We start from the raw sequence: 14,635 nt of genomic DNA, 5'->3' as shown, positions 1-14,635 counted from the left end.
TTACCGTCATTGTTAATATCTGCAATATCATTACCCATCGAGTAAAAAGAGGTGTGGCCTATCTGGTGGGTTAGTTGATCGGTAAATGTGCCATTGCCGTTGTTAATATATAACCTGTCGGGTACGCTGTAATCATTAGATACATAGATATCCGGCCAACCGTCGCCGTTAACATCAGCTATACCGGCAGCCAGCCCGTATGATAGTGAGGTATTGATTATACCTGATTGTGCTGTTATATTCGTGAAATGCCCGTTATCATTCCGATACAGGCAGATCCCTGATTGTGGGTCGGGCTTGCTCATTAACCCTTTAACAGCAATATCATCCAGGATATTTAGCCGCAAAATATTATGATTTACTAACAAAAGGTCAAGATCGCCGTCACGGTCATAATCAAAAAAGTAAGCCTGGGTGCTGTATGATGAAAAACCAAGGCCATACTCGGCTGCCATCTCTTTAAATTGCGGCACGCCGTTGCTGTCATTCCCCTGGTTAATAAATAATTGGTTAACCCGTTTGGCATCACGCAGCTTGCCCGAATAGCATACAAAAATATCAAGCTTTCCATCGCCGTTAATATCAACCAGAGTAACACCGGTTTTCCATGGACCGGGCCGGCCGGCTACACCTGATGTCGCGGTTATGTCTTTAAACTGCATGTGCCCTTCGTTCATGTACAGCTTGTTATCGGTCATGTTTCCGGTAAAATAAATATCCTGTAAGCCATCACCATTCAGATCGCCTACGGCTACGCCGCCACCATTGTAAAAATATTGATACATTAACACATTGGTATTAATGCCTTCGGTAAGCGTATTCGTAAAATCAATATGGGTTTGCTCGGGTGTAAGTAACTTAAAAAGTGGGGTTTCTCCGGTTGGCTTATCGGTTAGTGAAACGTTTTTACAACTCCAGTTAAAACCGGTAAAAAACAACAAAATGCCGGTTACAAAAACCGGCATTATTTGCCTGTAAACTGTGGTAAAGTTTTTAAACATTATGGCCTATTTAATTTAGATATCCTATTTAAACATACATTAAACTCTTTATAAAACAAAAAATTTCACGCCCGGGATAAACCCCAGGCGTGAAATTTCATTTTAATAATTAGCCAAATTAATAGCCTGTGTTTTGTACAAGTTTTGGATTTGCATTTAAAACGTCAGCAGGAATTGGCAACCAATTCATATAGTCTGAATATGAGTTTTGAAAGCCTACTACCGGAGCATAGGTAAGGTTGTTACCATTCGGGGTTATCAGCATACCATACATTGGTTTAGTTAAAACCGCAGGGCCTTTCGCTGTAATTTCCCATCTTCTGATATCGTACCAACGCCTATCTTCGAAAGCAAGCTCTATACGACGTTCCCGGCGAATAGCTGTCCGCATATTATCCTGCGATAATCCGGCGGGTAGTGCAGGTAATAAAACACGCGCTCTAACTTGCTTAACTGCGTCATACACACTTGCGTCAGGGCCTGCAGCCTCGTTCTGCGCCTCTGCATAACTTAATAAAGTTTCGGCATAACGGTAAAAAATATAGTTAGAAATGTTAGGACGTGCAAAACTTGCCTGGCCTTTGATAGATTCATCCAATGTTTTACGGGCATAATATCCTGTATTAGAAATATCACCCTTTCCACCAAGGTCAATCTCGTTAGATCCCCCAAGCCTTGTTTTCATTATATCTCCCTGCCAATAAGAACCATCATATATGATAGATTGTTCAAATCTTGACTCTCTATGCAGGTATGGATGTTGCGGATCATAACCAGATGTAGGATCCTCAATAGGCTTACCGTTATCCATTTCGTAATCATCCACCAGGCCCTGCGTAGGCGAAAAGCCTCCCCAAGCCTGAACACCACCGTTAACAACAACAGGCCCCATAAAGCCTTCTCTTCTGTGGCCCTTGCCGGGCAGTGCATAGCCCCTGGCAAGAATGGTTTCCGAATTCCAGTTATTTTCTGCCAAAAACTGGTCTCTATAAGCTGTAGAAGTTGTACCCGAACCAGTAGTAGAAATTATAGGCGTAGCTGACGATTTAGTGAACAAGCTATACGTACCCAGATCCATTACAGATTTAAGGGTAGCAGCCGCTTTTGCCCATTTTGTCAAATCGTTAGCTTTATTTACCAAAGAGCTGGCTGCAAAAAGCTGCACATCGCCCTTAATCATTAAAGCAGCGCCTTTTGTGATCCGGCCAATATTTGCAGCGCTTTGGGTTAATGGTAAAACCGCGGAAGCTGCATCACAATCTGCTTCTATAAATGCTACGGTTTGATCTATTGTTGATCTTGCATATAAAATGTCACTTCCATCCTTATTATTTAGCGGTGAAGTGATCAAAGGTAATGCACCATAATTTCTGAACAAAATAGAGTAGAAAAAGGCTCTCATAGCTTTTACTTCTGCAACCCGCTGTGCATACCAGGCAGCATCATATACACTTTTATTAGCCTCTGCCTCCTTCAAAAATACATTACAACTACGGATGTTTGTATAATTTTGGCTCCATCCTAATTGGTCACCCGGACCAGTTGTAGAATTGCCGGCACTAAGTGCATTGGAACGTATTTTGTTTTGCCCCTGGTGATTCGCCGATGTACAATTATTGTTGTCGGTCCAGCCTTCAAGTGTTTGGTCGGTTGCGTCATTACCGTCAGGTAACCGTTTATAAATTTCATTTACAAAAAGCTCGGCATTAGCTTGTGTCTCGAAAGTTGACTTGCTGGTTAAAATGCTTTTGGCCGGCACATCCAAAAAGCCATCCTTTTTACAAGAGCCGATACTTATAACCAGCAAACCAAGTAAAAAGATTTTTGCTATATCTTTATATTTAAATTTCATATCCTTTAATTAAAATGTTGCATTAACTCCAATTGTAATTACTCTTTGCTGGTAATAGGTTTCCGCATTAGCACTGTTTTCAGGGTCAACGAATTCCTTCATATAAGGTGTCCATGTAAACAGATTTTGCCCTGATGTATATATTCTTAGCGCTTTAAAAGCATTTCCTAACAACTTATGCGAAAATGTATAACCAAATTCAGCACTTCTTAAGCGAAGGTAAGAAGTGTTTCTTAAGAAATGAGTAGAAGGCTCCCTATTGTTACTGGTTGGCGCGGATCCAATCCGGGGATATAGTGCATTCGGGTTATTAGGAGTCCAATGATTTGAGTAGGCCAATTCAGTAACCGAACCTGTCTCACTGAACGGGAAAGCAAAAAACCCGTTAAGTATCAAACTGCTTCTGCCTGTTCCTTGAAAAAGCAGATCTAAATCGAAATTTTTAAAAGTTAGATGTGGTTCCAACGAATAAATGATTTGAGGAACTACCGGAAATCCGATATCGGTTTGATCGTTTGCGTCAACCTTTCCATCTGGTTTACCATCATTGGCAGGGCCATTTATATCAGCATATTTAATATCACCTGGTTTAACGGGTCCATAATTAGGTACGGGTACTCCCGGCTTTAATGTAAGGCTGTGAAGCGTTGGGTCAACAAAATCGTTCGAGGTATAATAGCCTAAAGACTGAAGTCCAAATTGCTCGCCAAGTGGTCGTCCTGTTTCTCTTCTGTTAGGGTTATTATATGTGGAAGCAAGTTCAAACTTCTGTACCACCTTGCTTTTTGCATAGGTAAATGTGCCTCTTATATCTAAGCGTAAATCGTTGGAGAATTGTTTAAAGCTACTTATAGTCAGATCAATACCCTTGTTTGACAACTTCCCACCGTTAACCTGGCCCAATGTAACACCATATTCTTTTGGTAAAACGCCGGTTTGGTCAACTAAGAAATTAGAACGATTTTCGTAAAAATAGTCTGCTTCAATGCCTAATATTCCGTTCCAGAAGGTTCCCTCAACACCTACATCAAACTTTTTAGCGGTTTCCCAGGTAATAGCAGGGTTACCCTGAAGATTTTCAGCTATGCCCTGTGTTATTCCATTGCCAATTACTCCGGAAGCTCCATTTACTCCAAATTGATCCAGGCTATTGTATTGATCCCCGAGCCTATCTAACCCGTTACGAATGTTCGGATAGTTACCAGATACGCCGTATGAAGTTCTTAATTTCAGATTATTAATCCATGAAATATTTTTCATAAAATCCTCCTCAGATATGCGCCAAGCTGCAGAGAAGGCAGGGAAAAATCCAAAACGATGTCCGGGTGCGAAAACATAACTTCCGTCATATCGGCCCGCTGCTTCTGCGAAATATTTACCCGCATAACCGTAGGTAAACCTGTAAACATATCCCAATTGCTTTTGTCCGCCAGAAAGTCCATTAACTGTTGAGTTAGACGGAACTGTGCCTCCGAAATCTAAATCTTCTAAAGATAAGCTGTAGTTTATTCGGGCTGCCTGAAAATATTCCCAATTTACGTTACGGTACTCAGTAACAAAAAGCCCTGTAATTTCGCTTTTACCAAAAGTACCCGCGTAATTTAACATACCCTGATAGGTTGCCATATTATTAACATTCGACTTTTGTGTCGTTGTGGTTTGCCCTTGATAAGACAATGGGAAAGTGTAGGCCACTCCCGGGCCATATACCGGAGCCGGAACAGCAGCAGTAGGAGCAGGAAGTTGAGGACTGGTAAGTGACGCAGGAAGTGTATGTATGCGAACTGTAGAATTTTGAACAGGGCTAAAATTAAGTGGATCTGGCCCTTTATCATAACTTAACACTCCTTTAATACTTAAGCCTTTAATGGGCAGTTTTTGATTTATTGATATTTGCGTTAGCAAAGAGTTATTTTTATCTATTTCGTAGCCGCTATTGTATATCTCACCATATAATGACTGGCCAATATAGCCGGCTGCCAGCCCATTGCTATACAGAACAGGAGTTGTAGGGGTTTGCCTGTACGCCTGTCTGAAAATACTGCCGGCACCAACTGATGGATAGTGTTGATCTTCCTGGTAACCGTTTACTTTTATATCTACCGTAGTTGATTTTGTAGCATTTACCGTTAAACCCAACGACCCGTTAAATTTATTCAGAAAAGTTGTACTCCACATACCGTCCTGGCGGTTATAACCAAAGGAAGCAAAATATTTAACATCCTCAGTACCGCCTGTAAGCGTAAAGTTATGATATTGTATCGGGTTGTTTTTCCGAATAATACCATCTAAGGGGTGTGCATTAGCATGCCCGTCCGGATCAAGCCCGTTTCCATATAATTCAATATCCCTGTCAGAAAACGGAAGTTTAGCAGGTGGTGTATCGGTCGGTTTATCATTAATTGCAGCTTCGTTCACCAATTTGGCATATTGAACCGCGTCAACAAATTTTGGCGTTCTGGTAGGGTTCTGGACGCCGTAATAACCGTTATAGGATAATACCGGTTTACCTGTTTTTCCTTGTTTGGTAGTAATTACTACCACACCGTTTGCACCCGCTACACCGTAAGGCGCCACCGCAGCAGCATCTTTTAATATAGTTATAGTTGCAATAGAGTTAGGGTCTAAACGGCTAAAATCACGTGGTACACCATCTACAATAGTTAACGCACCGGTACGACCGGTTGTAGCCGCCCCTCTGATTGTAAACGTAGAACCATCTTGTCCAGGTTCTCCGGTTCCTTGTCTTGCAATTACGCCCGAAACACGTCCGATTAGACTATTAGTAATGTTAACTACGGGTTTTTGCCTAATCTCTGTTAAATCAACAGTGGATACCGCGGCTGTGGTAGATGTTTTCTTTTGTGTACCGTAACCTACCACAACTACCTCTGAAAGACCATTTGCAGATGGTTGTAGTTGGATATCAATAACAGTTTTACCATTAACAGCAACTTCGGTAGTTTGGTAACCCACATAGGTTATTACTAATGTGGCATTATTGTCAACGTTGTTAAATGAATAATTACCGTTAACATCTGTCGTTACCGCTAATTGCGTGTTTTTAATTACTACTGTTGCACCAATAAGCGATTCGCCGGTGGCTTTATCAGTTATTTTGCCCTTTATATTAATTAAAGGGGCATTTGTTAAGTTAGCATTTTTTAATGCTGATATTTTAGTTGTGCTTTCTTTACTACTTTTAGCATAAATTGTGCTTGTTACCAAAAGTAGTATTACCAGCTGATTCATTGCTGCTTTAGCTATTTTTAGCAAGAAGGCTGTTTTGGGTAAATTATATCTCATAATTGGTTTTGGATTAAATACAGAAATTGTAATAATTGAGGATACACGCCACATCCCGTAGCTGTTATTCCATAGTTGATAGGGAAGGTTATTTTTTTTTGCGCATAGTTCTTCTATCGGTTTAAATAAGGTGATTGATAATAATTGGCTTTCACATCAACTAAACCTACCTGATGTCAAACCGCGCAACAAAAAGCATTTTAAACAACAGCCCTTTATGGCATCTAGTTTAATAGGTTGGCTTCATTGGTTTATAATTGTTAAGACAAATAACCATACTAATCACAAATGCCTGTTTGCACAATCATCCATTTTTTTTGCATTTTAGTCTATATTTAATTCTACATGCTTTTTATTCGTCGTAAAAGATAATTTTGTCTTATAAATCAATTACCGCTTTTTTTGGATAGACTACGGAAGTACATCCTGCCCAAAAAAATTGCGGGTTTGATGTTATGCAACCAATTAATAAAACTTAACCTCACTTGTAAATTTGTGTTACTATATTATTATGGATAATGATTTTTAGACATCTGTACCAGTTTTTTATTAAAGTTTATTTCCTGATGATGATTATCGTTTCTTCAGGAAATAGCGTTTTTTGCCAACCCTATTCCTATAAGTTTAATCACCTTACGGTAGATGAAGGATTATCGCATACTGATGCTAATTGTGTTGTGCAGGATAATAAAGGCTATATATGGATAGCCACACATTTTGGAATAAATAGGTTTGACGGCTATAATGTAAAAAAGTTTTATAATAGTAACGACCGACTTAAAAACTCGTACAAAAATAGGATAAAAAGCTTGTTGCCTGACAGCAATGGCTGTATTTGGGTTGCCAGCGAAGGAGGGCTGCAACAATTCGACTCGAAAACAGAAAAATATACAGATTATTTTGTAAACGGGCTTAAAGCGGAGCCAATTTTTGTCAAATTAATTAAGAACGAGCCAGGATTTATCTACAATCTTAGCGACGGGTACTTAACATGTTACGCAATTAAAGGTCATTTTCTTTTTAGTCATAAACTGCCTCAACCCAAAGGCGTAAAGTTTTGGGATATGATGCAGGATAGCATAGGAAATATTTATCTTACAAGTAATAACGGTGCCTGGGTAATAGATAAAAAAAAACATTTACATAAATTAAAACTAAACGACTACCATGGCTCAGAACTGTCAAAAATTTATATTGATAGCCAACAAAATCTTTTAGTAACCAGTGATAGAGAAATTTTTGCGACCCGAAGAATCGGACTATCAAATACTTTTAATGTTATTAGGAAGTATACCAGCCCGGTAGGCATGTATGTTGATCAGGTTTGTGAAGATGCCAAAGGAAATTACTGGTTAAACGGTAAAAACGGCATAATATGTTTAGACCGCAATTTAGAGCAGTTACAAATTTCAACATATAAAAGCCCGGGTATTAGTTTAACCTCGCAATCTCTTACCAATATATATATTGACAGGTCACAATGCCTATGGGTGAGTACTTTTGGCGGCGGTGTTAACTACCGGGATTTAAATGCAAAGAAGTTTTTCACCTTTCAGCATGATAAGGATAATCCAAATTCAATATCGGGCAATTGTGTAAGATCGATCCTAGAAGAGCCGGGAAAAGGGCTATGGATGGGTACTGATTATAGCGGGCTTAATTTTTATGATTATAAATCAAAAAAATTATTTTTTTATAACACCAAAGCAGCAGTAAAATTAAATGATGATGCTATCAAAGCATTAACCTTTGATAATGATCACAATTTATGGATAGGGACTGCCTTGGGTATTGATATTTTAAATCCGGGTAGAAACAGATTGTTAAAACTGCCGGGAAGCGCAAAATTTCCACTTAATTCTATAGAAACATTGGCTAAAGATATATATGGAAATATATGGTTTGGCAACCACTCGAATAACTTTGGGGTAATATGGAAGGATAAGCAAAATAATTTTCAGGTAAAATATTATGACGAAGGATATTTTATTTTTCCTGATGATAAAAAGCCGGAGGTATTTGTTTCAAGTACACACGGTTTAAAAAGATTGGTTATTGATAATGAAGGAAATATCCTAAAAACCTATCATTATCAGGCTACATCACGGCTAAACTCATTAAGTTCTGATTATACATATCCAATTAGCAAACAAAATGATAGTACCTACTGGATAGGTACTATAGGCGGAGGGTTGGATAAACTCACACTTAAGAGAAATAATGGTTATAGCTTTAAGTCGTACACCGAAACAATGGGTGTATTTAACGATGTTGAAACCCTCGAGATCGACAAATCGGGTAAAGTTTGGATGGGTGGTAACGGCTTATTATGCTTGGATCCTAATACCAATAAACTTATCAAATATGGCAAAAATGATGGTCTGCAAGGTAATAGCTTTAAAGTGGGTTCATCGTATAAAGCGGCAAATGGGAAATTATATTTTGGCGGAATCAATGGACTTAATTATTTCGATCCAGCGGAGATAAAGCCAAACCAACTCTCAGTACGTCCAATTTTAACAGACCTGCTTATCGACAATAAAAAACCAAATTATAATCAGCCCGATTCAATAGAGAACAGCTTACCGCAGATCATTACTTATACTAAATTATTAAAGCTTAACTATCTTCAAAACAATTTTGTTATCTCTTTTAGTGCCATGCATTTTGGCAACCCTTCAAAATGTTTTTATCGTTATAAATTAATAGGTTATGATAAAGAATGGAAATTTACCGATGGCAAAAACCCTACCGCAGCCTATAGTAACTTAGACTACAGCGATTATAAGTTTGTTGTAGAAGCTACTAATCCGGATGGCGTCTGGAGTACAGATCAGGGAACGGTAGATATTATTATTATCCCACCCTGGTGGAAATCGCTCCTGGCAAAAATGATATATATATCCTTGTTCATAGGTGGTTTGCTATGGATATATATTTACCAAGCCAGATGGTATAAATTAAAAAGAGAATTTGCGATACGCGAATTAAACGAAAACAAACGCGAAGAAATGCATAAGCAACGCGAAGATCTTTTTCAACAGCAGCTGCAGTTCTTTACTAATATATCGCACGAGTTTCGCACCCCACTTACTTTAATACTCGGGCCGCTGGAAAACTTGATAAACAATAATAAAGATGAAAGCCTTTCAAGCTCATTCCAGTTAATGTTCAGGAATATTAAAAGGATGGTTAACCTTATTAACGAGTTAATGAACTTTAGAAAAGCTGCGGATAGTGCTATTAAACTACAAGTAAGACCATTAAACATAAGTGAATTTTCCAAAAGTTTATTTATGGAGTTTCAAGACTTGGCGTTAAGCAAAAAAATCAGCTTTAAGTTTATTGACCGAACATTCGAAGCCAGTGACGAACAAAAATTAAATTTTTTTGACGCGCAGATAGTAGAAAAAATATTATTTAATTTATTAAGTAACGCATTAAAATATACCAATACAAACGGTGGGGTTACACTTGAATTATTTTTTGACAGAAGCAATTTCAAACCGTCATTTAGCGCTGAATATCAATTGTTAAATGATAATTACCGGGCTGAAAAATACATTTATTTTTTAATATCAGATACTGGTATCGGCATCTCAAAAGATTCACTATTCAGTATTTTTGAACGTTATTACCAAATTGGCAATAATCATTTAGGATCGGGCGTCGGTTTGGCATTGGTTAAAACCCTTGTACAGTTGCATAAAGGCGAAATTTCTGTTTACAGCCAGAGAAACCAAGGCACTGAATTTTTGATTGGCTTACCATGGGGCGAAAATAATTATACCAGCACAGAAATATTGACACCCGGTAATGAAGCAATAGTACCCCAGCTTGAACGTACAGATATTACCATACCTATGCCCCCTAAAAGCAATACTGATGATAAACTTTTACCTGAAAAAATAGGCAAGTATATACTATTGGTTGATGACAATCCCGAACTACGTGCCTTTTTGAAGGAATCGTTAGAAAGATTTTACTTTATTTATGAAGCGAAAGATGGTAATGAAGCTTTAAAAATAGCTGCTGATAAAATACCTGATTTAATAATAAGTGATGTAATGATGCCAGGTATTACTGGTATTGAATTATGTAAGTTTATAAAAGACAAGTTTGAAACCAGCCATATTCCATTTGTCATCCTTTCAGCAAAAGATGCTTTAGTTACAAAAATAGAGGGTATGGAATCCGGGGCAGATTATTATTTTGCTAAACCATTAAGTATTGATCTACTTGTTTTAACGGTACATAACATATTTCAGCAGGGCCAAAAACTCAAACTTAAATACACTCGAGACTATTTAACCGACGCTACCGAATTAGTCCACTCGGAAAAGGATAAAGAGTTTATTAATAAACTTTTAAGACTAATTGAAGTTAATATCCAGGACCCTAACCTTGATGTAGACTTTTTGTGTAATAACCTGTTCATCAGCCGAAGCAAACTTTATCAAAAAATAAAAAGCATTTCCGATCAATCCATTGGCGATTTCATAAAAACTATACGGCTAAAAAAAGCCATCGAAATGATGACCCACGAAGTTATTCCTTTAAACGAGGTAGCTTATAGGATAGGGTTTCAAAGTCCGGCGTATTTTTCTCGGGTATTTAAAAAGGAATTTGGTAAATCGCCTACAGAATATATGCAAACTTTGAAAAGGAACCCCGCCGCTACTGATAACGACCAAGATATTTAACTGACATTGTGGTCGATGTATTATAAATCAGGGAAGATTTATGGGTTAATATAACCCATAGCGCTAATAAACTGCCATAGCTACCTCCACGTTCTATCCATTCCAAAGCCACCATTTGCGGATAAAGCATCTCTGTTGTAATTTTCCATATGAGTAATAACATCACTACAGTAACAGATGGCCTGATCATAACTATAACCGCCGCTAGTATTTCAAACACACCCACTAAATGTGCTACAGCTACTTGGTTTGAAAAACCCAAAATCTTGTATTGGTTTAATAGTCCTTTTTTCTCGATTATATTTAACCAGCCATGACCTACAAAGAACAGAATTACAATAATTTGCAGCATCGCTGTTATTTTGATTCTTAGTGGCTCGTTAATTAAAACAACGGGTTTGAGCCTATTAAACCAATGGCCTGGCTTTTTATTAGCCATTTGATGGATTAGCAACAAAACCAAGGGCACACCGTAATTTCCGGCACGCTCTAAAAATTCGGCAAATGGCTCGCCAGATAATGGTCGAAGCAATGCTGTTAACGTCCCCCAAACAACAAGCCACAATAAAATAGCGCGTGTTGGATATAACAGTAAGGATATACCCAACAAAATATCAATTACTCCAATCCATGGCATTAGTGTAAATGCAGTTGCCCTGCCGATATTAAAAACTCCAAAATAATTCGCCCAGATAGGCTTGGTTATAATACCAAAAACACCGTGCCCTATAAAACACATTGTGCTAGCTGAGAATAAAATATAGTGTAGCTTTTTTGCGATTTGACCTTTTCTTAGGTTGGCAGTATTATGCATCTTAAGCTGACGTAACATAAATCGTTTATACACTTTGAAAAAAAGCCCCCTATATCTCCTAATCGCTATTTTATAAATTATTGCACAAACTTCGTAACGCTGTACTCATAGAACAAATCTAAAAAAACCAATATTATTGATCTTTAATTAAATTGCAAGTTGTTAGCCTGGTATTCGATAGTTCATATCAATTGAGCACAATAACTTGCTGTCTTTTGCATTTGACAGTCTAAATTTTAACTACTACTTTTAAAATCGCACAATAAAAATCAAACTTCAAAGATATACAGAAACAGGCAATTGATTTTGGAAATTCGTCCATAATTCTTGTCTAATCTTGTTGATCTTTTTAGGCCACAAAAAAATATAGCTTGATAGGATTAAACCAAAAGTCTTGGTTAATTATCACGATTGCTCAACCCATAACCATACAACCTTTCACTATTTAAACGCTTAGCCAACTAAATACGGAAACAACGAGTACGGCCAACCCGGAGGAAGCGGCTTTTATAGTAATGCATATTGAACTGATGAACTATCACGCGTGCGTGTCGCGGTTATCGTACCTTACAAGGAGCAGGTTAATTTACTAAAGCGGTTGTTAGCGGGAACCCCGGTTGAGGTCAATACGGTCGATTGTTTCCAGAGGCAGGAACGGGAGGTGATCTATATCTCGCTGACCCGTAGTAATGACGCTGGTGTAATCGGCTTCCTGTCGGATTACCGGCGGGAATGTGGCGATGACCCGGGCTAAACTCAAACTGGTGTTGGTGGGTGATAGCGCTACGTTGGGGCAAACGCCGTTCTTTGCGGAGCTGATGGCCCATGCCGAGGGTTTGGTTGGCTATGAAAGTGCCTGGGATTACCAATAATCATTTATCGCGGGAAACAGAATATCCGAACCTGGACAGCGAGAGTTTCGGGCACTGGAAAAAACATTATTTTATTGATGTTAAGAAGGCAAGTAATGCGAGTCATTTTGTATTGATCACTTCGAGTGAGCGTTACGAGGAAGGCAAATATCACCGCCAAACGGTGCAGCTTTGGGAAGAGGACTTGGCTTTTTTTGTGTAAGCTTTGTCAATGGTATTGTCCCGGATGACTGCTGACGAAGGTGCGCGGTTCTTTGACCGGCCGGAAATGAAGGTGTGGCTGACCCGGTAGGCGTATTGGCATTGCCGGAAACGAATAGGCCGCGGGAAAAGCTGCATGCGCTTGGTGCTGGCAAGTTAAGCAACGCGGAGTTGCTGGCGTTCCTGCTTTGCACGGGATCGCAGGAGCTGTCTGTACTGAATCTTTGCCAGTCGATCATGAAATCGGTTAAGGATGACCCGACGCGTTTATTGACAAGGACGGCGGAGCATCTGTGTCGGTTCCGGGGAATCGGCATAGCAAAAGCGGCGACGCTGATGGCGGCGTTGGAACTTGGCCGGCGGGCATTTCCTTCACCGTAACAATGAAGTGTTTGATATGCAAACGTAGCGCGAGCCCGGCCCGCCTGTCAAGTATTTATGTAATAGCTTTGTTTAAAACCAAACACTAAGCTTATGCAAACACCTCGATTGTTTATCGGCATAGACGTCAATAAAAAGAGCTGGGCAGTTAGTATCAGAACTGACCTATTCAAGCATAAAACGTTCAATATGCCATCAAAGCCTGATACGCTGATTGGATACGTGAATCAGCACTTTAATAGTTATCCTGTAGAATGTTGTTATGAGGCTTCCTGTTGTTGGTTTATGCCTTATCGGCAATTGACACTGGCTGGCTGGGAGGTTAAAGTGCTCAACCCTTTTGACATACCAACAAGTGCCAAGAACAGAGATCAAAAAAGCGACCGGATAAATTGCCGAAATTTGGCCATGCAGTTACAATCAGGCCACCTTTCCGGGATCTACGTACCGGGCGAGCAACAGGAACAGTTGAGAAGCCTTTTCAGGCAGAAGAACAATATGGCCAAAGTTATGCGCAAACTTAAAAGCCAGATTAAGGGTGAACTATTATATTATGGCATAAAATTACAATTGAAGTTTGATAATGCTACCTGGACCAGGGAGATGACCACATGGCTCAATAATCTTGAATGGAAATATCCTACCGGTAAATCCAGCTTAAAAAGTAAGCTTAGGCACTGAAGCTTTGTGAGGCAGGAATGGTTGGATATAAACAGGGAGCTTCGGCAGTATATTACGATGCACTTTAAAAACGATTTTCAATTACTAATGACCATACCTGGAATGGCGCCAATAATTGTCATTGGTATACTTGCCGAACTTGGTGATATAAAAAGGTTTCGGAAGTTTGATCAGCTAGCCAGTTTTGTGGGACTGATACCGAGCATTTACAGCACGGGGAAAAAAGTACAGGTTAGAGGACTGACTCATCGGAGTAAAACGCTGATCAGAAGTTATTTGATTGAAAGCGCCTGGGTATCTGTTAGAAGAGATCCAACTATGCAAACTTATTACCGAACCCATGTGGGGAAACAACCAAATAAGATAGTCGTTAAAGTAGCCCATATATTATTACGAAGAGTATGGCATGTAGTCAAATCAGGGGATGGTTATAACCGGACATAGCGGGAGCATTGAAGAACCGGATAACATAGCGCCTACGTGTTAGTATAAGGAAAACTCTCCGAGTTTACACACATACTAACACGACAAACAATAATAACAAGAGACCCTTTTGTGCTCTAAAGAAAAAGAGGAGATTGCATTGTATACCCTGCAACTAATTAGTTTGCAACGTCAAGTAGGCAGCACCTTTTATACAAACCCATAATTAATGCTGGCGGCTTCTTTAGGATGATCGCAAATAGGAGGATGAGAAACACGGGGTGATCTTTAAGGAAATGACAGTTAAACTGTCAGTGAAATGGTATTGGCTTTTTCGCAGACTTTTGAGGGATGAAATATAAATAATGCTTTAAAATCACAAAAAGCTTTTCATAGGCGGA

At 39.1% G+C, this 14,635-nt stretch carries 11 protein-coding genes; 7 read left to right on the top strand and 4 right to left on the bottom strand.

Annotated elements, in window-relative coordinates; translation table 11 throughout:
- From ABIB50_RS25460 to ABIB50_RS25450, 3 genes are all read right to left on the bottom strand, one after another.
- On the bottom strand, nt 1-1,001 hold a 1,001-nt coding region (locus tag ABIB50_RS25460), incomplete at its 3' end, for an FG-GAP repeat domain-containing protein (RefSeq protein WP_429384596.1).
- A 118-nt stretch (nt 1,002-1,119) separates the two neighbouring features.
- Entirely contained in the window at nt 1,120-2,853 is a 1,734-nt protein-coding gene (locus ABIB50_RS25455) for a RagB/SusD family nutrient uptake outer membrane protein (protein ID WP_429384594.1), read from the bottom strand.
- A 9-nt stretch (nt 2,854-2,862) separates the two neighbouring features.
- Nucleotides 2,863-6,159 carry a SusC/RagA family TonB-linked outer membrane protein gene (locus ABIB50_RS25450; RefSeq protein ID WP_429384592.1) on the bottom strand — a complete coding sequence of 1,099 codons (3,297 nt, stop codon included), beginning with the start codon at nt 6,157-6,159 and terminating at the stop codon, nt 2,863-2,865.
- Nucleotides 6,160-6,677: 518 nt separating this feature from the next.
- Between ABIB50_RS25450 and ABIB50_RS25445 the strand changes: the two genes are divergently transcribed.
- On the top strand, nt 6,678-10,862 hold the full coding sequence (locus ABIB50_RS25445) for a hybrid sensor histidine kinase/response regulator transcription factor (protein ID WP_429384588.1): 4,185 nt from the start codon (nt 6,678-6,680) through the stop codon (nt 10,860-10,862).
- On the opposite strand, the gene ABIB50_RS25440 is transcribed toward ABIB50_RS25445, so the two are convergent.
- Nucleotides 10,837-11,694, bottom strand: coding sequence for a hypothetical protein (locus ABIB50_RS25440; protein WP_429384586.1), 858 nt, complete (start codon nt 11,692-11,694; stop codon nt 10,837-10,839). The genes ABIB50_RS25445 and ABIB50_RS25440 overlap by 26 nt on opposite strands.
- Before the next feature lie 526 nt (nt 11,695-12,220).
- Here ABIB50_RS25440 and ABIB50_RS25435 point away from each other — a divergent pair.
- The 6 genes from ABIB50_RS25435 to ABIB50_RS25410 all read left to right on the top strand — a co-directional run bounded on the left by ABIB50_RS25435 (nt 12,221) and on the right by ABIB50_RS25410 (nt 14,255).
- A complete protein-coding gene (locus ABIB50_RS25435) occupies nt 12,221-12,430 on the top strand; it encodes an AAA domain-containing protein (protein WP_429384584.1) in 210 nt (69 codons plus the stop codon).
- On the top strand, nt 12,411-12,548 hold the full coding sequence (locus ABIB50_RS25430; RefSeq protein ID WP_429384582.1) for a hypothetical protein: 138 nt from the start codon (nt 12,411-12,413) through the stop codon (nt 12,546-12,548). Before ABIB50_RS25435 ends, ABIB50_RS25430 begins: the two co-directional genes overlap by 20 nt.
- Nucleotides 12,523-12,750, top strand: coding sequence for a hypothetical protein (locus ABIB50_RS25425; protein ID WP_429384581.1), 228 nt, complete (start codon nt 12,523-12,525; stop codon nt 12,748-12,750). The genes ABIB50_RS25430 and ABIB50_RS25425 overlap by 26 nt, the downstream gene beginning before the upstream one ends.
- Before the next feature lie 74 nt (nt 12,751-12,824).
- On the top strand, nt 12,825-13,130 hold the full coding sequence (locus tag ABIB50_RS25420; protein WP_429384579.1) for a UPF0758 domain-containing protein: 306 nt from the start codon (nt 12,825-12,827) through the stop codon (nt 13,128-13,130).
- 93 nt (nt 13,131-13,223) lie between these two features.
- A complete protein-coding gene (locus ABIB50_RS25415; RefSeq protein WP_429384577.1) occupies nt 13,224-13,811 on the top strand; it encodes an IS110 family transposase in 588 nt (195 codons plus the stop codon).
- Between the two features lie 87 nt (nt 13,812-13,898).
- Complete coding sequence (locus ABIB50_RS25410; RefSeq protein WP_429384575.1) at nt 13,899-14,255, top strand: transposase; 357 nt, start codon at nt 13,899-13,901, stop codon at nt 14,253-14,255.
- Nucleotides 14,256-14,635 lie beyond the last annotated feature (380 nt).

Origin of the sequence: Mucilaginibacter sp. UYCu711, assembly GCF_050433825.1 — a bacterium.
Classification (GTDB): Bacteria; Bacteroidota; Bacteroidia; order Sphingobacteriales; family Sphingobacteriaceae; genus Mucilaginibacter.
Note: the sequence above shows the minus strand (reverse complement) of the source record. Positions and strands in the feature narration are given on the sequence as shown.